Consider the following 22,878-nt stretch of genomic DNA (forward strand, 5'->3'; position numbering starts at 1 on the left):
TGGCTGGCCTATCGCTTGCGCTGGAAGCGGCGCGAGCTGATCTGGCGGGCGATCCGGGCGCGGCGCGCGCTGCGGCCCATCGCGGACCGCACCGGCGGGCTGGCGCCCGACGCGATCATCGCCGTCGCCACATTGCGCAACGAGATGGCGCATCTTCGCGAATTCCTTGCACATCACCGCGGGTTGGGCGTCGATCATTTTCTGGTCGTGGACAATGGCAGCACCGACGGATCGCGCGCCTTTCTGGCAGCCCAGCCCGACGTGTCGCTTTGGCATTGCAGGGCGGGTTATCGCGACGCGCGTTTCGGGCTGGACTGGGCGAATGCGCTGCTGATGCGTCACGGGGCAGGGCGTTGGTGCCTGACGCTGGATGCGGATGAACTGCTGATCTATCCCGATCACGACCGGCGGGGCCTGCGAGAGCTGACGGCGCATCTGGACCGCCGGGGGATCCGGGGCATGGGTGCGGTGATGCTGGATCTCTATCCGGGGGGACGGCTGGGAACCGAGGATGCGGCCCCCAATGCGCCCCTGACCGAACGCCTGCCCTGGTTCGATCCGGGGCCATGGCGCCGCCGACGCATGATGCCGCGCCGGAACCTGTGGTTGCAGGGCGGGGTGCGGGACCGGGTCTTCTTCGCGGACGACCCCGCCCGGGCGCCCACGATGAACAAGCTGCCGCTGATGCGCTGGACCTGGCGGCAGGTCTATGTGAACTCGACCCACAGCATGCTGCCGCCGCATCTCAACCAGCTTTATGACGGGCCGGGGGATGCGCGGCTCTCGGGGGTGTTGCTGCATGCGAAATTCGCCGCGGGCATCGTCGATCGGTCACAAGAGGAACTGACCCGCCGACAGCATTTCGCCGATCCCGACCGCTATGCGGCCTATCACCGGGCGATCCTGCAACGACCCGTCCTGCGCGGCCCCGCATCCGTCCGCCATGAGGGATGGAGGCAGCTGGTGGATCTGGGCATCATGGGCACGGGTGACTGGCTGCGGCCCGACGACCACTGATTCCCCTTGCCAATTCCGGTGCCGCCGCACATTCCTAGGGTCATGACGTCCTTGAGCAACCTTGGAAACCGGGGCCGGATGCCATGACGCGCGTGGCCCGGCTTCCCCTGCCCGAACGCATCCGCCGCCGGGCAGAGCGGCAGTACCTGATCGCCCGCGCCTACAACCGCCGCCGGGCGCTGAAATCCATGGTCGACCGCACCGCGCAGATCCGCAGGGGCGACATCCTGGCCTTCGTCACCTTGCGCAACGAACGTATCAGGCTGCCCTATTTCCTCGAATATTACCGGGCGATGGGGGTGAACCATTTCCTGTTCGTGAACAACGACAGCACCGATGGCAGCGGGAACTACCTGGCGGAACAGCCGGACGTGTCGCTGTGGTGGACCGATGCCGGCTACAAGAAATCCCGCTTCGGGATGGACTGGATGAACCGCCTGCTGGCCAGATACGGGCATGGCCACTGGTGCCTGACGGTCGACCCGGACGAATTCCTGGTTTACCCGCATTGCGATACCCGGCCGCTCTCGGCGCTGACGGGGTGGCTGGAGGCGTCCGACAGGCGGTCCTTTCCGGCGATGCTTCTGGACATGTATCCCAAGGGCGCGATCGAGGATCAGCCCTATGCCGAGGGGCAGGACCCGTTCGAGATCGCGCGCTGGTTCGATCCAGTCAACTACTCGATCAGCAAGAACTGGTTCTATGGCAACCTGTGGATCCAGGGGGGGCCGCGGACGCGAAACTTCTTTCGGGCCGATCCGCTGTCGGGGCCCGCGCTGAACAAGATCCCGCTGATCAAGTGGCACTGGCGCTATGCCTATGTCAGTTCGACCCACATGGCCCTGCCACGCCATCTGAACCATGTCTATGACGAGGATGGCGGCGAACAGGCCTCGGGCAGCCTGCTGCATGCCAAGTTCCTGTCGACCTTCGCGGAAAAATCCGCCGAGGAACTGGACCGGCGCCAGCATTACGCCAACAGCAAGGAATACCGCGCCTATCACGCGGGGCTGACGCGCGGCACCGATCTGTGGTGCAGCGAATCGCGCGAATATGTCGATTGGCAGCAGCTCGAGGATATCGGCCTGATCTCTCGGGGGAACTGGGCATGACGCAGGCGGCAAGGCTGGGGGTGGTGCTGCTGTGCCATGCGCAGCTGGACATCGCGGCGCGGATGGCGCGGATCTGGGTCGAGGGCGGGGCCAGGGTCGCCGTCCATGTCGATGCCAAGGCGCCCCGATCGGCGTTTGCCCGGATGAAGGCCGATCTGGCCGACCTGCCCGAGGTGGTCTTTTCCCGCAGGCGGCAATGCGACTGGGGGCGGTTCAACCTGGTCGCGGCCACGCAGGACGCGGCCGAGCTGCTGCTGGAACGTTTCCCCGACCGGACGCATGTCTTCCTGGCCTCGGGGTCCTGCCTGCCGCTGCGGCCCGTCCGCGACCTTGCGGCCTATCTGGGTGCGCATCACGACCGCGATCATATCGAGAGCGTGACCGCATTCGATGTCGGATGGACGGTGGGCGGGCTGAACGAGGAACGCTTCACGCTGTTCTATCCGCTGGACTGGCGCAGGCATCGCTGGGCCTTCGACCGGCTGGTCGAACTGCAGCGCAGGCTGAAGGTCCGGCGGACCCTGCCGAAGGGGGTGATCCCGCATCTGGGGTCGCAATGGTGGTGCCTGACGGCCTCCACGCTGCGCGCCATCCTGTCCGACCCGAAGCGTCCGGTCTTCGACCGCTACTTCCGGCTCAGCTGGATCCCGGACGAGAGCTATTTCCAGACGCTGGCCCGCCGCCATTCCCTGCAGATCGAGAGCCGGTCGCTGACCCTTGCCAAGTTCGACCACGAGGGGCGGCCCTATCAGCTGTATGACGATCATGCGCGGATGCTGGAGGAATCGCACTGCTTCGTCGCGCGCAAGGTCTGGCCGGGGGCCAAGGGGCTGCTGGCGCATTTCCCGCGCCCGGCTGCAGGCATGCCCGATACCAGCCCCCCGCGTCCCGAGCGGTTCGAGCGGGTGATCAACCGCACCGTTCGCAGGCGTCTTCTGGGGCGGCCCGGACTCTACATGCAGTCGCGCTTTCCGCGCAAGGATGCCGAGAACGGCAAGACTTCGGCCGAATACGCGGTGTTCCACGGGTTCAGCGACATCTTTCCGGGGTTCGAGCCGTGGCTGGCCAGGGCCATCGACGCCGATGTGCATGGCCACCTCATGGGTCCCGAAATGGCCGAATTCGCGGGCAGGCCCGAGATCGGCCCCGGCGCGATATCGTCGAGCACCCTGATCCGCGACCGCGACCCGCAGGGATTCCTGACCTCGTTGATCCGGGTGACACCGCGGATGCAGGCATTCCAGTTCAGTCCGCGCGACAACCAGGCGCTGAACTGGTTCATGGCGACCGACAGCAATGCCACGATCAACGTGGTGACCGGGGCATGGTTGCTGCCGCTTCTGGATTGCGACATGCCCTTCGACGACATCCGGCGCGTGACCGCCATCCTGCAGCGGGCCGAGCTGGAGAACCTGAACGTGCTGAATTCGGTCTGGGTCAAGGCGCGGGTCCAGATCCACGAGCTGACGGATTTCCTGGCGCGTCCGCAGGCGGTGATGATGCAGGCCCTTCAGCATCTGCCGCAGAAGGGGCCCGCACCGACCGATCTGCCCGCGATGCGCGACATGACCGGGCTGTCCGAATTGCTGCGCCGGTTGCGCAATTCCGGGCTGCAGCCCCGCATGTCGGGCGACGGTCTGCCCGTCCACGACATTCCATCATCCGAAAGGACCGCCGCCGAATGACCTCATCGTTTCGCAGCTTCGTCGTCCTTGCCGAAATGCGTACGGGCTCCAACCTGCTGGAGGCCACGCTGAACGGCATTCGGGGCGTCACCTGCCATGGCGAGGCGTTCAACCCCTACATGATGGGCTGGCCCGACAAGGACGAACTGGCAGGCATCACCCGCGCCGAACGCGAGGCCGACCCGCTGCCCCTGCTGGAACGCCTGACCGACCGGCCGGGGCATCTGCCGGGGTTCCGGTATTTCCACGACCACGATCCGCGGGTCTTCGACGCGATCATGCAGGATCGCCGCTGCGCCAAAATCGTGCTGACGCGCAACCCGCTGGACAGCTATGTCTCGACCCGGCTGGCATGGGAAACCAACCAGTGGAAGCTGAACGAGAACGAGACCCCGATCCCCGCCGCCATCACCTATGACGGGGCCGAGTTCCGCGAGAACCTGACCGCGATCGAGCGTTTCCAGTCGAAGGTCATGCATTGGCTGCAGGTCACCGGCCAGACGGGGTTCTGGCTGGGATACGAGGATCTGCGCGATGCGGATGTGATGACCGGGCTGGTCCACTGGCTGGGCCGGACCGACATCCCGCGCGTCGAACCCGCCAGCGACCAGGTGCCCCAGAACCCAAGGGAGCTGTCCGAGAAGGTCACCAATTTCCATGAGATGCAGGCCGATCTGCAGACGCTCGATCCGTTCATGCTGCGCCGCATTCCGAATTTCGAACCACGGCGGGGGCCGTCGGTCCCCAGCTTCAGCGCGGTCGATGCGGGGCGGGGGTTGCTGTTCATGCCCGTCCGCGGCGGGGCGGGGGTGGCCCTGCGCGACTGGATGGCCGGGCTGGGGCAGGTCTCGGGGGATTTCACGCAAACAAGCCTGCGCCAGTGGAAGCGCGGGCATCCGGGGCATCGCAGCTTCTCGGTGCTGCGTCACCCGCTGGACCGGGCCTGGGCCGCCTTCGGACAGGTGCTGACGGACGCGCCCACGGATCTGCGCGCGACATTGCGCGACCTGCACAGGGTCGATCTGCCCGATCCGGTCGCCCCCGATGCGCTGGACCCCGATGAACAGATCCGCATCTTCGGGCAGTTCCTTGCCTTCCTGAAGCGCAACCTGAACGGCCAGACGACCCTGCCGACCCATCCGGGTTGGGCCAGCCAGTCCGAGGTGATCGCGGGCTTCGCGCGCTTCGCATCCCCCGACATGCTGATCCGAGAGGAGCGCCTGTCCGAGGAGATGGAGATGCTGGCGCGCGCGGTGGGGCTGCCGGATATCGATACATCGGCATTGCAGATGGCATCCTTGCCCGATCATCTGCGGGACCGGGCGCTGATCAAGGCCGCGAAGGCCGCCTATATCCGCGATTACGTGGCCTTCGGGTTCGAGGACCCCGAATCGTCATAAGTGTTTCACGTGAAGCCGAAAAATTCGGCTGAACAGGAAAAGGGCCGCGCATTCCCGCGCGGCCCCTTCCAATTTTCGGCCTGTGGATCAGGCCTTCAGCAACGCCGCCAGTTCCGCCTGCTTTTCGCGGACCAGATCAGCATCGCCATCAGCCTCGAGGTTCAGGCGCACGACCGGTTCGGTATTCGACTTGCGCAGGTTGAACCGCCAATTGCCGAAATTCAGCGAAACGCCGTCCAGATCGTCGCGGCTTTCGGCCTTGGGTTCATAGGTCTCGATCAGGCGCGCGATGGCCGCGTCCGGGTCCTCGATGTGATAGTTCGTCTCGCCCGAGGACGGGTAGAGGCGCATCCGTTCTTCGAGCAGCTCGGCCAGGGTCTGACCCTTGCGCGACAGAAGCTCGATCATCAGCAGCCACGGGATCATCCCGCTGTCGCAGAAGTAGAAGTCGCGGAAATAATGGTGGGCCGACATCTCGCCGCCATAGACGGCGCCGACATCGCGCATCTTGCGCTTGATGAAGGCATGGCCGGTCTTGCTGACCACGGCCTCGCCGCCGGCTTCCTCGATCATGGCACGGGTGTTCATGATGACGCGGGGGTCGTGGACGATCTTTTCGCCCGGCGATTTTTCCAGGAAGGCCGCGCCCAGAAGGCCCACGATATATTCGCCGGGGATGAAGCGACCGTTCTCGTCGAAGAAGAAGCAGCGGTCGAAATCGCCGTCCCATGCGACGCCCAGATCGGCATTCTCGGATTTCACCATCTCGACGGTGGGGGGCTGGTTCTCGGGCAGCAGCGGGTTCGGGATGCCGTTCGGGAAGCTGCTGTCCACATTGTGGTGCATGCGCACGAAGGTCAGGGGCGCGCCGCGACGCTCCAGTTCCTCGGCGATGGCGTCGAAGGTCGGGCCGGCGGTGCCGTTGCCCGCGTTCACAACGATCTTCATCGGCTTGAGTGCCGCGATGTCGACGAAATCGGCCATGCGCTTGGCATATTCGGCGCGGGCATCGCTGAAATCGGTGACGCTGCCCTTGGTGGCCGGGGCGAATTCGCCGCCCGTCGCCAACTCCACGATCGGCGGAAGCTCGGTCGCGGGGTCCAGGGGCGCCGAACCGCGGCCCACGATCTTCATGCCGTTATAGTTGATGGGGTTGTGCGAGGCCGTCACCTCGATCCCGCCATCGGTGTCGTGGAAGCCGGTGTGGAAATAGACCTCCTCGGTGCCGGCAAGGCCCAGGTCCAGCACGTCCGCGCCGCCATCGGTCAGCCCCTCGATCAGGGCCTTCGCCAGTTCGGGCGAGGTTTCGCGGCTGTCGCGACCCACGACCACCCGCTTGGCATCGCGGGCCTGCGCAAAGGCGCGGCCGATGCGGTAGGCCACGTCGGGATCCAGATTCTTGCCCAGTTCACCGCGTACGTCATAGGCCTTGAAGCAGGTGATCTCGCGCCTGCCCAGCTGATCCCGTCCGTCCATCCTGTCCTCCGATAGATATCTTGTTTTTGCGCTAACAGGTTCCTGAATGCCTTCAAGCCCGCAAGCCCCGAATGCGCAAGCGCGCCGGTGTCGCTCAATGCGCGACGCGCCCATATCGTTGCAGGATTTTCTGCCACGGCGTCAATAATTAACCGGAGATTAAGCGGATTGACGTTTGATCGCGGTAGGGATCACCATAAATACTCGTCATGCTATATGTCACCGAAACCATCTCGATCGAGGAATGGGAACTGTCGGAACAGTTCACCCGGGCCCAGGGGCCCGGCGGTCAGAACGTGAACAAGGTCGAAACCGCGGTCGAGCTGCGCTTCGAGGCCGCACGGTCCCCGAACCTGCCCGATCCGATCAAGCGGCGTCTGGAACGGCTGGCCGGACGACGCTGGACCCAGGACGGTGCGGTGATCATTCTTGCGCAGGAAACGCGCAGCCAGGCCCGCAACCGAGAGCTTGCGCGCGAACGCCTGGCGGAACTGATCCGCAAGGCAAGCGTTGCGCCAAAGCGCAGGGTCGCCACAAGACCCACCCTCGGCAGCAAGAAACGTCGGCTCAAGGCCAAGACGATCCGGGGCGAAGTCAAGGCGCTCCGAGGCAGAGTGGACGGTCGGGAATGAAGGTTTTCAGAAGCTTATTGGCGTTGATCATGGGTCGCAGGCCCGCGGCCATGCAGGTTGCCGCGATCTGTCGCGACGACACGAGCGGGCGCGTGATGCTGATCACCAGCCGCGGGACCGGCCGTTGGGTCATTCCCAAGGGCTGGCCCATGGCGGGGCGGACATTGGCGGGCGCGGCCGCGCAAGAGGCGTGGGAAGAAGCCGGATTGTGCGGCCGCGTCGACGAGGTCGAGATCGGACGCTTCACCTATGACAAGGTCCAGGATCAGGGCTATGCCATTCCCGTCCAGGTCCGTGTCTTCATGATGCATGTGGCCTCCGTGGCCGAAACCTTCCCCGAGGTCGATCAGCGCGAACGTCACTGGTTCACCCCGACCGAGGCTGCGGGCCTCGTGGCCGAGCCTGGGCTGTCGCGCATCCTGACCTCGCTCAAGGGCCCCGCGTCCGTTCTTGCGGCCGAATGAGCACGCGCGGCAGTTTCCACACCCTCGACAAGGATCTTCGCAGCATCTCGAATGCCGAGGTCGCCCAGCAGCATGCCTTTCAACCCGTCTGGCGGCTTGGACTGGGGGTGCTGATCTTGGTGGTCGGGGTGATCGTGATCATGCATGCGGCAGGTGCGTCGCGCGGGACCGTGTCCATCGGTGCGGGGCTGATCGTCGCGGGCTGGCTGGGTGTCGCGATCGGGTCGAACGATGTCGCCAATTCGCTGGGGCCTGCCGTCGGCGCGGGCGCGATCCGCGTGCTGCCCGGGCTGCTTCTGGCGGCAGGTGCAGGGATCGCGGGGGCGGTCCTTGCGGGCGGTGCGGTGACCGAGCGGCTTGCTGCCGGGATCTACGATCCCTCCGCGCTGGTCGAGGGCGCGCGCGGTCAGCTTGTCATGGTATCGGCCCTGATCGCAGCGGCCAGCTGGATCACCCTGGCCAGCGGCATCGGCCTGCCGGTCAGCACCTCGCATTCCATCGTGGGCGGCATTGCGGGCGGTTCGGCGGCGGCGGCGGGCCTGTCGGGGGTCGCATGGCCGATGCTGGGCGCGATCACGCTGGTCTGGATGCTGACCCCGGTTCTTGCGGGGCTTCTGGCGGGTCTGCTGCTGGTTGCCATGCGCCGCCATGTCGTCGACGTGGCCGACCGGGCGCGGGCGGCGCGCAGGGTCGTCCCCGCGATGGTCGGACTGATGAGCGCGCTTTTCGCGGCCTTCGTCACGCGGCTTGCCTGGCAGGGCGACGCCCTGGTCCCGGTCGAAATCGCGGCGGCAACGATCACGGGCGCCGTGGCCTTCGCCCTGACCCGTCGCAGCGTCCGCGCCGAGATCCGTCGCAATCCCGACAAGCCCAGCGTGAAGCGTCTGCTGCGTCCCGCGCTGGTTCTGGCCGTCGCGATCATGGCCTTCGCGCATGGGGCGAACGATGTGGGCAATATCGCAGGGCCCTTGTCGGTCATCACCGCCTCCAGCGGCTTCGGCATCGGTGCCACGCCGATGGCGGTGCTTCTGGGCGGGGGTTTGGCCATCGCGACCGGGACGCTTCTGTTCGGGCGCAGGCTGGTGACGCTGGTCGGCAGCGGCATCACGCGCCTGAACGCGGGGCGGGCCTTCTGCGTGTCGCTGGCGACGGCGCTGACGGTGCTGACGGCTGCCAGCCTCGGTTTGCCGGTCTCGACGACCCATGTCGCGGTGGGGGGCATCTTCGGTGTGGGCTTTGCCCGCGAATGGGTGGATCGTCGCCGCAGTCGCAAGCGCGAGGCTCTGCCCGAGGAGGAGATCCGCCGCCGCATCCTGATCCGTCGCAGCCATGTGGCGACGATCACCGTGGCATGGCTGGTGACCGTTCCGGTCACCGCCGCGATCTCGGCGCTGGTCAGTTCGCTGCTGCTGTTCGGGATCGGGTCCTAGACCACATCGGGTCCTAGACGACGGGGGCGACGGCCACCTGTTCGCCGGTCCCGAAGACCCGGCGATAGCGGGCGATCTCGGATGCGGGGCCGGTGGCCTTGGCGGGGTTGTCCGACAGCTTGACCGTGGGACGGCCATTCGCGGCAACCGCCTTGCAGACCAGGCTGAAGGGCGCCAGCCCGTCGCCCGGGACCAGCCCGCGGAAATCGTTGGTCAGCAGCGTGCCCCAGCCGAAGCTGACCTTCACCCGCCCGTGGAACTGCCGGTAGAGCGTCTCGATCTTGTCCACGTCCAACCCGTCCGAGAAGATGATCAGCTTCTTCGTCGGATCCTCTCCGCGTTCCTTCCACCAGCGGATCGCGTTTTCCGCACCGGTGGCCGGGTCGCCGCTGTCGATGCGGATGCCGGTCCAGCCCGCCAGCCAGTCGGGCGCGCCTTCCAGGAAGGCGGGCGTGCCATAGGTGTCGGGCAGGATCATGCGCAGATTGCCCTCGTGCTCCTCGTGCCAGTCGGCCAGCACGTCATAGGGTGCGCGGCGCAGGGCGGCGTCATCCTCGGCCAGGGCGGCATAGACCATGGGCAGTTCATGCGCATTGGTGCCGATCGCCTCGATGTCGCGGCGCATGGCCACGAGGCAGTTCGACGTGCCGACGAAACGTTCGCCCAATCCCTCGATCATGGCCTGCACGGCCCAGTCCTGCCACAGGAAGCTGTGGCGCCGCCGCGTGCCGAAATCGGCGATGCGCAGGTCGGGCAGGTCGCGCAGGCGTTCCAGCTTTTCCCACAGGCGCGTCATCGCGCGGGCATAGAGGACCTGCAGCTCGAACCGGCCCATGTCCTTCAGGACCGCCCGCGACCGCAGCTCCATCAGGACGGCCAGGGCGGGGATCTCCCACAGCATGACCTCGGGCCAGCTGCCCTCGAAGGTCAGCTCGTACTGACCGTCGCGCCGTTCCAGGTGATAGGGCGGCAGGCGCAGCCCCTCCAGGAACTCCATGAAGTCGGGGCGGAACATCTGCCGCTTGCCATAGAAGGTGTTGCCGCGCAGCCATGTGCTCTCGCCGCGGGTCAGCGACAGGCTGCGGACGTGGTCCAGCTGTTCGCGCAGCTCGCCCTCGTCCACCAGCTCGGCCAGCTTGATCTCGGTGGACCGGTTGATCAGGCTGAAGGTCACCTGCGTGTCGGCGCGGTTGCGGAAGACCGACTGGCACATCAGCAGCTTGTAGAAATCGGTATCGATCAGCGACCGGACGATCGGGTCGATCTTCCATTTGTGGTTATGGACCCGTGTGGCGATATCGACCATGTCGTCTTCCTCTGGCAAACTGCCCTTAGGTGCCTGCCGCCGGGCAGGGTTGCAAGTGCGTCAGTCGAGCGCGACGCCCGCCTTGCGCATCGCGTCACGTGCGGCCGCCAGGCTGCCATCCAGATCGATGGCCCGGCAGGCGTTCTCGATCACGCGGGCATGGAACCCCAGGCGGGCCGCGTCCATCGCGCTCCAGGCGACGCAGAAATCATGCGCAAGGCCCACGAAGGCCAGCTTCGAGATGCCGCGTTCGCGCAGATATCCCGCAAGGCCGGTCGGCGTCTCGTGATCATTCTCGAAGAAGGCGGAATAGCTGTCGATCCCGCTGCGGAACCCCTTGCGGATCACCAGATCGGCGCGATCCACATGCAGGTCGGGGTGAAAGGCCGCGCCATCCGTGCCGATGACGCAATGCGCGGGCCAGAGAACCTGCGGGCCATAGGGCATGTCCACGGTTCCGAAGGGCTGCGCGCCGGGATGATTGCCCGCGAAGCTGGAGTGATCCGCGGGATGCCAGTCCTGCGTCAGGACCACCGTTTCGAAATCGCCCATCATCGCGTTGATCGGTCCGACCACGGCATCGCCATCGGTGACGGCCAGCGCACCGCCGGGGCAGAAATCCTTCTGGACGTCGATCACGATCAGGGCTTCGGTCATGGCGGGCCTCTTGCGGAATGGTCCGGCCAGTAAGACGTCGCGCCCCGGAAGGGTCAAGTCCGCAAGATTCCGGGTGCAGGATGCGACCCGATGCAGTATCTGCAACGCGCTAACGGAGGAGTGTCCCATGGGCATCAAGGATGAATTGCACCAACCCGTCGGTTACGACGAAAACGAGGTGCCGGTCCGTCCGGCCGCAATGACCTGGGGTCTGCGCGGTCTGGGCCTGGGGCTGGCGCTGCTGGTCTGGCTGCTTCTGGGCGGTCAGGAGGGGCTGTCCGCGGACGCCCGCATCGTCGCCGCCATCGGCACGCTGATGGCCGTCTGGTGGATGACCGAGGCGATCCCGCTTTCGGCCACCGCGCTGCTGCCGATCGTGCTGATCCCGGCGATGACCGAAACCACCGTGGGGCAGGCGACCGCGCCCTATGCCAGCTCGATCGTGTTCCTGTTCCTGGGCGGGTTCCTGATCGCCATCGCGATGGAGAAATGGCACCTGCACACCCGCATCGCGCTGATGACGCTGAACAAGGTGGGGGTCGCGCCCACGCGGATCGTGCTGGGCATGATGCTGGCGACCGGCTTTCTGTCGATGTGGGTGTCCAACACCGCCACCACGCTGATGATGCTGCCCATCGGCATGTCGGTCCTGTCACTGGTGATCGAACGCGGGTCGAACCAGGCCGGCGCCGATGCCGAGGCCGCCCTGCGTGACGGCCAGACGATCAGCCAGACCGTCGATGATCCGAACATCCGCGCCTTCGGCGTCTGCCTGGTCCTGTCGATCGCATGGGCCGCATCGATGGGCGGTCTGGGCACGCTGCTGGGTAGCCCGCCAAACGCCATCGTCGCAGGCTATGCCAGCGACCAGCTGGGCCGCGATATCGGCTTCCTGCAATGGATGATCCTGGGCACGCCTGCCGCGCTGATCTTCATCCTGATCGCCTGGGTGCTGATGACCAAGGTCCTCTATCGCTTCGATCTGCCGGAAATTCCGGGCGGGCGCCAGATGATCGAGGAACAGCTCCACGGGCTCGGGCGGCTGTCCAAGGGCGAACGGATGGTCCTGTGCGTGTTCCTGGGCGCGGCCTTCCTGTGGGTCGTGCCGGGGCTTCTGGCATCCTTCCCGGCCATCGGGGCCGCCGCGCCCTGGCTGGACGCGCTGGACGACACGGCCATCGCCATCGGTGCGGGCCTCGTGATGTTCCTGCTGCCGGGCGACCGGCAGGGCAACATGGTGCTGGAATGGAAGGACGCCGAAACCGGGCTGCCCTGGGGCGTGCTGCTGCTGTTCGGCGGCGGTCTCAGCCTGGCATCGGCGGTCGCGGCCTCGGGGCTGGACGTGTGGTTCGGCGAACAGGTCACGGGCCTGGGCGCGTTGCCGACGGTGCTGCTGGTCGGCGCGGTGGTCACGATCATCCTGTTCCTGACCGAGGTGACGTCGAACACGGCCACCGCCGCGACCTTCATCCCGATCCTGGGCGGTGTCGCCCTGGGCATCGGTGCGGATGCGATGACCCTGCTGATCCCGGCCGCGCTGGCCGCAACCTGCGCCTTCATGCTGCCGGTCGGCACGCCGCCCAATGCCATCGTCTTCGGCACGGGCACCGTCACCATCGGGCAGATGGCGCGCGGCGGCATCGTGCTGAACATCGTGGGCATCCTGCTGATCACCGGCCTGACCTGGCTTCTGGGCGGGCTGGCACTGGGCCTGCAGTTCTGAGAACGCTTGCACGAAGGGGCGGGGGCCGCTATGGCCCCTGCCCATGCTGACAGTCGCCGCACTCTATCATTTCGCCCGTCTTTCCGACCCGGCCGCGATGCGCGGCCCGCTTCTGGACCTGTGCCTGGCGCAGGGCCTGTGCGGTACGCTGCTGCTGGCACCCGAGGGGGTGAACGGCACGATCGCCGGTCCGCGGGACGGGATCGAGGCGGTGATCGCCCATCTGCGGTCCTGGCCCGGCTTCGATGGCCTCGAATGGAAGGCCAGCCACGCCGACCAGCCGCCCTTCGCCCGCATGAAGGTCCGCCTGAAGCAGGAGATCGTGACCATGGGGCAGCCCGACGTGGACCCCACGGCATCGGTCGGCCGCTATGTCGCGCCGCGCGACTGGAACGCCCTGATCTCCGCCCCCGATGTCGCGGTCATCGACACCCGCAACGATTACGAGGTCGCCATCGGCACGTTCGAAGGCGCGGTCGATCCGGGCACGGCCAGCTTCCGCGACTTTCCCGCCTGGTGGGCCGAGAACGCCCACCGCTTCGAAGGCAAGCGCATCGCGATGTTCTGCACCGGCGGCATCCGCTGCGAGAAATCGACGAACTTCCTGATGTCGCAGGGCGTGGATCAGGTCCACCACCTGCAGGGCGGCATCCTGAAATACCTCGAGGAGATCCCCGAGGCCGACAGCAAATGGCAGGGCGAATGCTTCGTCTTCGACCAGCGCGTCAGCCTGAAGCACGGGCTGGAACAGGGCAGCCACGGCATGTGCCATGCCTGCCGGCGGCCGATCTCGGACGCGGACCGCGCGCATCCGGCCTTCGAGCCTGGCGTCAGCTGCCCGCATTGCGCGGATGAATATTCCGATGCCGACCGCGAGAGGTTCCGCGACCGGCAACGTCAGTTCGAACGCGAGGGGCGGGCCTAGCGCCCGCCCAGGCCGCCCGCCGCGATGGCGGCCATGTTCAGGATGTCGCTGACCGTCGAGGTGGTCGAACAGATCTGGATGGGTTTCGGCACCCCGGTCAGGATCGGGCCGATGACGGTGGCGCCCGCCATTTCCTGCAATAGCTTGACCGAGATCGAGGCCGAGTGCCGCGCGGGGACCACCAGCACGTTCGCGGGTCCCGTCAGCCTGCTGAACGGATAGCGCGCGGCCGATTCGGGGTTCAGCGCCACGTCCACCGTCATCTCGCCCTCGTATTCGAAATCGACATGGCGACCGTCCAGAACCTCGGTCGCCTCGGCCATCTTCCGGGCGCGTTCGCTGACCGGATAGCCGAAATTCGAAAACGACAGGAACGCGACCCGCGGATCCAGCCCCAGCCCCCGCGCCACGTTCGCGCCGCTGACGGCGATATCGGCCAGGTCCTCGGCCTCGGGCCATTCATGGACCAGCGTATCGCCCATCAGCACGATGCGGCCCCGGTTCAGCACGGCGGTGATGCCCACGGCCCCGTCCTGCGGGCGCACGTCGAAGACATGACCGATCTGGGCCAGCACGGGGGCGTTCTTGCGCGTGGCCCCCGTGACCAGCCCGTCGCCATGACCATGCGCCAGCATCAGCGCGGCAAAGATGTGGCGGTCGCGATTGGCCAGCTTGGTCGCATCCTCGCGGTCCACGCCCTTGCGCTGCAGCCGGGCATAGAGAAATTCGTGATAGGCCTCGAGATGGCGGGTATTGGCGGCATTGACCACCGTCAGCTCCCGCATGGCATCGCCAAGCCCCAGGGATTGCAGCTCGGACTTCACCTCGGCCTCTCGGCCGACGACAAGGGCCTGGCCCATGCCGTTGCGTGTCCATGACACCGCCGCGCGCAACACGCGGGGATCGTCCCCTTCGGCAAAGATCATGCGGGCCTGCTTGGACCGGGCGCGCGCATGGATGCCCTGCAGGATCGCGGCGGTCGGGTCCATGCGGGCCTGAAGCGACTGGACATAGCCGTCCATGTCGATGATCGGGCGCCGCGCGACGCCGGTATCCATGCCCGCACGCGCGACGGCGGGCGGGATCACGTGGATCAGGCGCGGATCGAAGGGCGTCGGGATGATGTAGTCGCGCCCGAATTGCAGCTTGCGGCCATAGGCGACGGCCACCTCGTCGGGGACATCCTCGCGGGCAAGGCGGGCCAGGGCCTCGGCGCAGGCGATCTTCATCTCGTCGTTGATGGCGCGGGCATGGATGTCCAGCGCCCCCCGGAACAGGTAGGGAAAGCCTAGGACGTTGTTCACCTGGTTCGGATAATCGCTGCGCCCCGTGGCCACGATGGCGTCGGGGCGGACGGCATGGGCATCCTCGGGGGTGATCTCGGGGTCGGGATTGGCCATGGCGAAGATGACCGGGTTCTCGGCCATGGACTGCACCATCGCCTGGGTCACGGCCCCCTTGGCGCTGACGCCTAGGAACACGTCGGCACCCTTCATCGCGTCCTCCAGCGTGCGGGCCTCGGTCCGGGCGGCATGGGCCGATTTCCACTGGTTCATGCCCTCGGTCCGGCCCGAATGAATGACGCCCTTGGTGTCGCACATGATGCAGTTGTCATGCCCCGCGCCCATCGCCTTGAGCAGTTCGAGGCAGGCGATCCCCGCCGCGCCCGCGCCGTTCAGCACGATGCGCACGTCCTCGATCCGCTTGCCCGACAGTTCCAGCGCGTTCAGAAGCCCCGCCGCGCAGATCACCGCCGTGCCGTGCTGATCGTCATGAAAGACGGGGATGTCCATCATCTCTTTCAAGCGGCTTTCGATGATGAAGCATTCGGGCGCCTTGATGTCCTCCAGGTTGATGCCCCCGAAGGTCGGGCCCATCAGGCGGACGGCGTTGACGATCTCGTCGGGGTCCTCGGTGTCCAGCTCGATGTCGATGGCGTTCACGTCGGCAAAGCGCTTGAACAGCACCGCCTTGCCCTCCATCACCGGCTTCGAGGCCAGCGCGCCCAGGTTCCCCAGCCCCAGGATCGCGGTGCCGTTGCTGATGACCGCGACCATGTTGCCCTTGGTGGTATAGTCGTAGGCCGTTTCGGGCCGTTCCGCGATCGCCTGCACGGGAACGGCCACGCCGGGGCTGTAGGCCAGCGACAGGTCGCGCTGCGTGGTCATGGGCGTGGATGCCACCACGTCGTATTTTCCGGGGCGCGGCTCCATGTGATAGGCCAGCGCCTCTTCGGGCGTGATGCGCGTCTTGCGGCCGGTCTTTTCGGTCATGCTGTCCCCCCGTTGCATGGGCCGATATTGATCGGGCCCCTGCAACGGGTCAACATGGCCGTCAGAGAGTGACCTTGGTGAAGCTGTCGCGCAGCGCGGCCGACCAGGTCGCGCTCATCTCGGCGAAATCGGGGTCGCCGTCCTGGATGCGGCGCTGGCTGCTTACGCGGCAATCGTCGTTTCGGATCACCGCCAGATCCAGCGGCATCCCGACCGACAGGTTCGACCGCAGCGTCGAATCCATCGACAGCAGCACCGCCTTCTGCGCATCGGCCAGGCTGGTCTCGGGCGTCACGACCCGGTCGAGGATCGGCTTGCCGTATTTGTGCTCGCCGATCTGCAGGAAGGGCGTGTCCTCGGTCGCCTCGATGAAGTTGCCCTCGGGATAGATCAGGAACAACCGCATGTCGCCGCCCTTGCGCTGACCCGCCACGATCATGCTGGCCGAGGCCTGCTGCTTCAGGTCGCGGCACTGGTCCGAGATCTCTCGCCGGGTGCGGCACAGCGTATCGCCGATGATCGTCGCCACCCGAAGCATGTTCGGCGCGCGCATGATGGAGGTCGTCTCGTCGGCATATTCGTCGTCGATCGCCTCGTCCAGGCGCGCGATCGTGGTCTGGGTGACCGACAGCGACCCCGCGGTCATGATCGCGATCACGCGTTCGCCGGGTTCTTCCCACAGGAACATCTTGCGATAGCACGAGATGTTGTCGAGCCCCGCATTCGTGCGGGTATCGGACAGGAGGACCAACCCCTCGTTGAGCTTCAGTCCGACGCAATAGGTCATCGGTAGTTCTTCCGTTTGATCAGGATTGCCAAGCTAGGCATCGGGGTGGGACTATTCAATCTGTCGTTCCCCGGAAAGTTCCCATGCCGCCGAGTTGGGCAAATGTCACGGGGCTGTCGGATAATTCTGGCACGCGAATTGCGCATGCTGCAATCCTGTCGGCATTCAAAGCGACGGAGACGACCGATGACCAGCCGACCACGTCCTGCCATCACCCGCCGGGGCTTCCTCGGGACCGGCGCCGCCGGGCTGGGGCTGGCGATCATGCATCCCTATGCCGCCCGTGCATCCGAAGGACAGGCCCATCTGCGGATCATGGAAACGACGGACCTGCATGTTCATGTCTGGCCCTACGACTACTATGCCGACAAGGCGGTCGATACTGTGGGCCTTGCCCGCACCGCGGCTTTGGTGCGCCAGGTCCGGTCCGAGGCCGGAAACTCGATCCTGCTGGACAATGGCGATTTCCTGCAGGGCAACCCCTTGGGCGATTACATCGCCTATGAACGCGGCATGGCCGAGGGGCAGCAGCATCCCGTCATCACCGCGATGAACACCGTGGGGATCGAGGGCAGCACGCTTGGCAATCACGAATTCAACTATGGGTTGGAGTTCCTTGACCATGCGCTGGCGGGGGCCGAATTCCCGGTGGTCTGCGCGAATATCGACAAGACCTCGGGCGAGGGCACGCTGCGCCCGCCCTATGCCATCCTGGAACGCCAGCTGACGGACGGGGCGGGGAACACCCATCCGATCCGGCTGGGCATCATCGGCTTCGTGCCGCCGCAGGTCATGCAATGGGACCGCAAGCATCTGGAGGGGCGGGTCGAGGCCCGCGACATCGTCGCCGCTGCCGAGACCTGGGTGCCCAGGCTGCGCGACGAAGGTGTGGATCTGGTCGTCGCGCTTTGTCATTCCGGGATCGGTGCGGCCACCCACGCGGAAGGGATGGAGAACGCAGCCATCCCGCTGGCCGGGGTCGAGGGGATCGACGTGGTGCTGACCGGCCATTCGCACCTTGTCTTCCCCGGCCCCGATTTCGAGGACCGCGAGGGTGTGGACAACGAACGCGGCACGATCAACGGCAAGCCGGGCGTGATGGCCGGGTTCTGGGGGTCGCATATGGGCCTGGTGGATCTGCTGCTGGAACGCGACGGCGACGGCTGGCGCGTGGTCGATCACACGGCCGAGGCGCGCCCGATCTATGACCGCGCCGAGGATCGCAGCGTCACCCCCCTGGTCGAGAGCGTGGACGAGGTCGAACAGTCGATCGCTACCGAACACCAGGCCACGCTGGATTACGTCCGCCGCGCGGTGGGGCGCAGCTCGGCGCCGCTCTACAGCTATTTCGCGCTGGTGGCGGATGATCCGTCGGTGCAGATCGTGTCGAACGCGCAGCAATGGTACCTGCGCCAGATGATGGCCGGGACCGAGCACGAGGGCCTGCCGGTCCTGTCGGCCGCGGCCCCCTTCAAGGCGGGCGGGCGCGGCGGTCCCGAATATTACACCGACGTGCCGGCGGGCGACATCGCGATCAAGCATGTGGCCGATCTCTATCTCTATCCCAACACGATCCGCGGGGTGCGGGTGACCGGGCAGCAGGTCAGGGACTGGCTGGAACGCAGCGCCGGCGCCTTCAACCGGATCGAGCCGGGCAAGCCCGATCAGATGCTGCTGGACACGTCCTTCCCCAGCTACAACTTCGATGTGATCGACGGGGTGGAATACCGCATCGACCTGTCCCGGCCCTCGCGCTTCGACAGCGAGGGCAACCTGGCCGATCCCGATGCGAACCGCATCGTCGACCTGACCTTCGAGGGCCGGCCGCTGGACATGGAGGCCGAATTCATCGTGGCCACCAACAACTATCGTGCCAGCGGCGGCGGGAATTTCCCCGGCAACGACGGCAGCACCGTGGTCTTCGAGGGGCCGGACACGAACCGCGACATCATCGTGCGCTATATCGTGGATCAGGGGACCATCGACCCCGAGGCGGATGGCAACTGGAGCTTCGTCCCGCTGGATGGTGCGACCGCGCTGTTCGACAGCGGCCCAGCAGGCGCGGAATATGTGGACGACATCGTGGGTGCCACGATCGAGCCCGCGGGCGATGGCGCGGACGGCTTCGCCCGGTATCGCCTGGTCCTGTGACGGCATGCGGGCGGGGAATGCCCCCGCCCGTCATCCGCCTATTGGGACATTTCCTCGACCTGAACGCGCACGTCCAGCTCCTCGCCGCCGCTGCCGGTGGCCACGCCCCGGATCGGGGCCGCATCGGATGCGTTCAGGCCCGATCCCAGCCGGACATAGCGTTCGTCGGGGCAGCAGCGGTTCGCCGCATCGAAGCCGACCCAGCCCAGGCCCTGGACATGCAGCTCGGCCCAGGCATGGGCCGCGTCATGCGGTTCGCCGTCGATCGTCGAATGAAGATAGCCCGAGACATAGCGCGCGGGGATGCCGCGTTCGCGCGCCACGGCGATCAGCGCGTGGGTATGGTCCTGGCAGACGCCTTCGCCCAAGGCCAGCGCCTCGGCGGCGGTGGTGTGGGATTCCGTGACACCGGGGCGGAAGGCGATGGCATCGTTCACCGCCCGCGACAGCCCGTGCGACAGGTCCAGAAGGTCCGGCCCCGCCTGAACGGAGGCCGCCAGATCGCGAAGCCCCGGATCAGCGCGCGTCACCGAGGTCGCGCGCATGTAGGCCAGCGGGTGGATCACCTCTCGGTGGCCGCGCAGGACGCCCGCTGTGTCGCGGGTATCGACGCGCCCCTCGATCCGCACGGTGATCTCGGCCGCGGGACCGCGCAGGGTCCAGCCCTCGATCCAGTCGCCCGCCCCGTCGCGGAAACCGGGCCCGCGCAGCCCCCCCGGCAGGTCGATCTGCCATTGCAGCACCTTCTGCCCCTCGTAGATGGAGGGGGTCAGGCGCAGGCTCTGGATCAGGTTCCTGATTGGCCTGTCATAGCGATATGTCGTCTCGTGAGAGATGCGCAGCTTCATGGCCTTCAGGCCCCCCCAAGCAGGAAGTCCTGGTGCACCAGCGCCGAAACCGACGCCAGTTCACCGATGAACCAACTGAGAAATTCGTGCAGACCCTCGTCGAAGATCATTTCGATGTCGCGTTCCTGCAAGGCGTCCAGAACCTCGCGCGCCTTGTCGCGGGCCGATGCGGGCACGTCGGGCCCATAGCGGCGGGCCAGCCCTTCCAGGTGCCACACCGCCTCGTAGAGCGAGGTGATGAGCGATCGCGGGCTTTCGCCGTTCAGGATCAGGAAATCGGCCACGCGCCCGGCAGTGATGTCGCCGCCATAGGCCCAGTGATAGGCCCGATGCGCCGACAGCGCCCGCAGGATCACCTGCCACTGATAGCTGTCCAGCCCCGAGCCCACGAACTCGATCCGGGGCAGCAGCACGAAATACTTCACGTCCAGCAGCCGCGCCGTCGCATCCGCGCGTTCCAGGCTGTAGCCCAGGTTCATGAAATGCCAGCCGTCGTTGCGCAGCTGCGTCGCATTGATCGCGCCGCGCACGGTCGAGGTATGGCCGGTGGTGAAATCGGTCAGCGATGCCGTGTCCAGCTGTTCGCGCGGCGTGCGTTCGATCCGGCGCAGTTCCTGGTAGGTGACGTTCAACGCGTCCCAGACCTGGCTGGTCAGCGCGGTGCGCACGATGCGACCCGATTCGCGGGCCTTCTCGATGCAGCTGACCACGGAGGACGGGTTGTCGCGGTCGAAGAAGATGAACTCCTCGATCTTCTCCTGCGTGGCCTCGCCGTATTTGCGCGCGAAGACACCCGCGGTGCCCGATGCCTGCAGAAGCGAGTTCCATTCGTTCTGGTAACCCGCATCCGTGTTCGGAAGCAGCGTGATGCGCTGTCCCACATCCAGGAGCCGGGCGGCGGTTTCGGCGCGTTCGAGATGGCGGCCCATCCAGAACAGGTTCGATGCGGTGCGGCTGAGCATGGTCGATCTTCCCCTCATTCCGACAGCACCCATGTATCCTTGACGCCACCGCCCTGCGACGAATTCACGACAAGGCTCCCCTCGCGCAGGGCCACCCGGGTCAGCCCGCCCGGCACCAGCTCGATCCGGTCGCCGCACAGGCAATAGGGGCGCAGGTCCACATGGCGCGGCGCGATGCCTTCCTCGACGAAGGTGGGGCAGGTGGACAGCGACAGGGTCGGCTGCGCGATATAGTTCGAGGGGTTGGCCTCGATCTTGCGGCGGAAGAGCTCGATCTCCTCCTTGGTGGATTTCGGCCCGACCAGCATGCCGTAGCCGCCCGATCCGTGGACCTCCTTGACCACGAGGTCGGGCAGGTTCTCCATCACGTATTTGTAGTCGTCGTCCTTCCACAGCGTCCATGTCTGCACGTTGTTCAGGATCGGCTCCTCGCCCAGGTAGAAGCGGATCATCTCGGGCACGAAGGTATAGATGGCCTTGTCGTCCGCCACGCCCGCGCCCGGTGCCGAACAGATCGACACCCCGCCCGAGCGATAGACGTCCATGAGGCCCGGAACCCCCAGCATCGAATCGGACCTGAAGCAGAGCGGGTCGAGGAAGGGATCGTCGATCCTGCGATAGATCACGTCCACCCGGCGCGGGCCGGTCGTGGTGCGCATGTAGACGAATTCGCCGTCCACGAAGAGATCCTGCCCCTCGACCAGTTCGACCCCCATCAGGTTCGCAAGGAAGCTGTGTTCGTAATAGGCGCTGTTGAAATGGCCGGGCGTCAGGATCACGCAGGTCGGCCTGTCGGTGCATTTGGGCGGCGCGACCGATTCCAGCGTGCGCCGCAGCAGGGCCGGATACTGGTCCACCGGCTCGATCCGGTTGTTGCGGAACAGCTGCGGGAACATGCGCATCATGATCTCGCGGTTCTCCAGCATGTAGCTGACGCCCGACGGCGTGCGGCAATTGTCCTCGAGAACGTAGAACTCGTCCTTGCCGGTGCGCACCAGGTCGATGCCGATGATGTGGCTGTAGACGCCGCGGGGGGGCACGATGCCCACCACGGCCTTCTCATAGGCCTCGTTCTGATAGACGAGGCGGGCGGGGATGCGTCCCGCGCGGATGATCTCTCCGCGGCCATAGACGTCGCGCAGGAAGGCGTTCAGCGCACGGGCGCGCTGCTTGATGCCGCGTTCCAGCTTGCGCCATTCGGCCTGTTCGAAGACGCGGGGCATCATGTCGAAGGGGATCAGCCGGTCCGGATCGCCCCCTTCGCCATAGACGGCGAAGGTGATGCCGATCCGGCGGAACAGGGCCTCGGCCTCGGCCTGTTTCATCTGTCGGAAGTCGTCGGGCATGGTTCCGACCCATTGGCTGAGCCGGGCGTAAGGGTCTCGGACGCTCTCGCCCTCGAACATCTCGTTGTAGTGGCCCATCTTTCCCCCAGTCATTCGCGCATTTCCGCCCATGGATGATCGGAAAGCCCCCCGGCGAAGTCCACAGGGGAACCCCGCTTCATGCCTGTCCGTTCCGCAGATTGCCCCCATGCAGCACAGAAACGCAGCGATCATGCAAGGTATCTGCCCGCGAAACGGACAGTGAGAACGCCGGTCGATCGGCATTTGCGTAAAATGCGATGAGGAAGGGACGGCGCGAATTACCGAAGCTTAACCCATGATGGTGCAGGAGGAATGCCGGAACGAAGAAGAAAAGGGTCGCCCATGCAGTTCATCGTCGAGGATGCGGACAGCCATCTGCATATCAGCGTCACCGAGACACGGATCGACGCGGCGATCGCCACGCAGTTCAAGGACAAGCTGCGCGAGATCGTCAACCGCAACCGCAAGCCCGTCCATCTGGACATGGCGCGGGTGGAATTCATGGACAGTTCGGGGCTGGGCGCGATGATCGCCGTCCGCAAGGGCCTGCCCGAGAACCTGCCCCTGGTCCTTCTGGCCCTGACCCCCAATGTGGAACGCGTCTTCAGGCTGACCCGAATGGACAGCGTGTTCGACATCCGCGCGGCCTGAGGGACCGCCCGC

Annotated in this window: 19 protein-coding genes; 11 read left to right on the plus strand and 8 right to left on the minus strand. The window is 66.1% G+C overall.

Translation table 11 applies throughout. The annotated features are described in order from the left end of the window. Positions 1-15 precede the first annotated feature (15 nt). The 4 genes from KO490_RS06545 to KO490_RS06560 all read left to right on the plus strand — a co-directional run bounded on the left by KO490_RS06545 (position 16) and on the right by KO490_RS06560 (position 5,214). Positions 16-1,017, plus strand: coding sequence for a glycosyltransferase family 2 protein (locus tag KO490_RS06545; RefSeq protein ID WP_252727048.1), 1,002 nt, complete (start codon positions 16-18; stop codon positions 1,015-1,017). An 83-nt stretch (positions 1,018-1,100) separates the two neighbouring features. Beyond that, positions 1,101-2,129, plus strand: a complete 1,029-nt coding sequence (locus tag KO490_RS06550; RefSeq protein ID WP_216018608.1) for a glycosyltransferase family 2 protein — start codon at positions 1,101-1,103, stop codon at positions 2,127-2,129. Then, positions 2,126-3,814, plus strand: a complete 1,689-nt coding sequence (locus tag KO490_RS06555; protein ID WP_216018609.1) for a beta-1,6-N-acetylglucosaminyltransferase — start codon at positions 2,126-2,128, stop codon at positions 3,812-3,814. Before KO490_RS06550 ends, KO490_RS06555 begins: the two co-directional genes overlap by 4 nt. After that, entirely contained in the window at positions 3,811-5,214 is a 1,404-nt protein-coding gene (locus KO490_RS06560; protein WP_216018610.1) for a hypothetical protein, read from the plus strand. Before KO490_RS06555 ends, KO490_RS06560 begins: the two co-directional genes overlap by 4 nt. Before the next feature lie 87 nt (positions 5,215-5,301). On the opposite strand, the gene KO490_RS06565 is transcribed toward KO490_RS06560, so the two are convergent. Further along, positions 5,302-6,690 carry a phosphomannomutase gene (locus KO490_RS06565; RefSeq protein ID WP_216018611.1) on the minus strand — a complete coding sequence of 463 codons (1,389 nt, stop codon included), beginning with the start codon at positions 6,688-6,690 and terminating at the stop codon, positions 5,302-5,304. A 209-nt stretch (positions 6,691-6,899) separates the two neighbouring features. On the opposite strand from KO490_RS06565, the gene arfB reads away from it, so the two are divergent. From arfB to KO490_RS06580, 3 genes are read left to right on the plus strand one after another with little or no spacing between them, the layout of a single operon-like run. Further along, positions 6,900-7,322: an alternative ribosome rescue aminoacyl-tRNA hydrolase ArfB gene (arfB, locus tag KO490_RS06570; RefSeq protein ID WP_216018612.1), complete on the plus strand. Its 423-nt coding sequence runs from the start codon at positions 6,900-6,902 to the stop codon at positions 7,320-7,322. Between the two features lie 29 nt (positions 7,323-7,351). Beyond that, a complete protein-coding gene (locus tag KO490_RS06575) occupies positions 7,352-7,786 on the plus strand; it encodes an NUDIX hydrolase (protein ID WP_252727049.1) in 435 nt (144 codons plus the stop codon). After that, positions 7,783-9,216, plus strand: a complete 1,434-nt coding sequence (locus tag KO490_RS06580; protein ID WP_216018614.1) for an inorganic phosphate transporter — start codon at positions 7,783-7,785, stop codon at positions 9,214-9,216. Before KO490_RS06575 ends, KO490_RS06580 begins: the two co-directional genes overlap by 4 nt. A 13-nt stretch (positions 9,217-9,229) precedes the next feature. Here the strand turns inward: KO490_RS06580 and pncB are convergent, their stop codons facing one another. Next, positions 9,230-10,522 (minus strand): nicotinate phosphoribosyltransferase, encoded by a 1,293-nt coding sequence (pncB, locus tag KO490_RS06585; protein ID WP_216018615.1) that lies wholly within the window; start codon positions 10,520-10,522, stop codon positions 9,230-9,232. 60 nt (positions 10,523-10,582) lie between these two features. Continuing rightward, complete coding sequence (gene pncA / locus KO490_RS06590; protein ID WP_216018616.1) at positions 10,583-11,179, minus strand: bifunctional nicotinamidase/pyrazinamidase; 597 nt, start codon at positions 11,177-11,179, stop codon at positions 10,583-10,585. Between the two features lie 127 nt (positions 11,180-11,306). Here pncA and KO490_RS06595 point away from each other — a divergent pair, with 127 nt between their 5' ends. Beyond that, positions 11,307-12,902 carry an SLC13 family permease gene (locus tag KO490_RS06595; RefSeq protein ID WP_216018617.1) on the plus strand — a complete coding sequence of 532 codons (1,596 nt, stop codon included), beginning with the start codon at positions 11,307-11,309 and terminating at the stop codon, positions 12,900-12,902. Between the two features lie 43 nt (positions 12,903-12,945). Next, complete coding sequence (locus KO490_RS06600) at positions 12,946-13,827, plus strand: rhodanese-related sulfurtransferase (protein ID WP_216018618.1); 882 nt, start codon at positions 12,946-12,948, stop codon at positions 13,825-13,827. Here KO490_RS06600 and KO490_RS06605 read toward each other — a convergent pair. Together KO490_RS06605 and KO490_RS06610 are read right to left on the minus strand one after the other, a co-directional pair. Then, positions 13,824-16,100 (minus strand): NADP-dependent malic enzyme, encoded by a 2,277-nt coding sequence (locus KO490_RS06605; RefSeq protein ID WP_252727050.1) that lies wholly within the window; start codon positions 16,098-16,100, stop codon positions 13,824-13,826. The genes KO490_RS06600 and KO490_RS06605 overlap by 4 nt on opposite strands. Positions 16,101-16,161: 61 nt before the next feature. Continuing rightward, on the minus strand, positions 16,162-16,887 hold the full coding sequence (locus tag KO490_RS06610; RefSeq protein ID WP_216018619.1) for a proteasome-type protease: 726 nt from the start codon (positions 16,885-16,887) through the stop codon (positions 16,162-16,164). 186 nt (positions 16,888-17,073) lie between these two features. On the opposite strand from KO490_RS06610, the gene KO490_RS06615 reads away from it, so the two are divergent. Next, positions 17,074-19,038 (plus strand): bifunctional 2',3'-cyclic-nucleotide 2'-phosphodiesterase/3'-nucleotidase, encoded by a 1,965-nt coding sequence (locus KO490_RS06615; RefSeq protein ID WP_216018620.1) that lies wholly within the window; start codon positions 17,074-17,076, stop codon positions 19,036-19,038. Between the two features lie 38 nt (positions 19,039-19,076). Here the strand turns inward: KO490_RS06615 and KO490_RS06620 are convergent, their stop codons facing one another. The 3 genes from KO490_RS06620 to KO490_RS06630 are packed head-to-tail and all read right to left on the minus strand — an operon-like array spanning position 19,077 to position 22,287. Next, entirely contained in the window at positions 19,077-19,886 is an 810-nt protein-coding gene (locus KO490_RS06620; protein ID WP_216018621.1) for a transglutaminase family protein, read from the minus strand. Positions 19,887-19,891: 5 nt separating this feature from the next. Then, positions 19,892-20,848 carry an alpha-E domain-containing protein gene (locus tag KO490_RS06625; RefSeq protein ID WP_216018622.1) on the minus strand — a complete coding sequence of 319 codons (957 nt, stop codon included), beginning with the start codon at positions 20,846-20,848 and terminating at the stop codon, positions 19,892-19,894. A gap of 14 nt (positions 20,849-20,862) precedes the next feature. Then, entirely contained in the window at positions 20,863-22,287 is a 1,425-nt protein-coding gene (locus KO490_RS06630; protein WP_252727051.1) for a circularly permuted type 2 ATP-grasp protein, read from the minus strand. Positions 22,288-22,557: 270 nt separating this feature from the next. Between KO490_RS06630 and KO490_RS06635 the strand changes: the two genes are divergently transcribed. After that, a complete protein-coding gene (locus KO490_RS06635; RefSeq protein ID WP_216018623.1) occupies positions 22,558-22,866 on the plus strand; it encodes an STAS domain-containing protein in 309 nt (102 codons plus the stop codon). Positions 22,867-22,878 lie beyond the last annotated feature (12 nt).

The sequence above is a fragment of the Paracoccus sp. C2R09 genome (assembly GCF_018860625.1).
Lineage (GTDB): Bacteria > Pseudomonadota > Alphaproteobacteria > Rhodobacterales > Rhodobacteraceae > Paracoccus.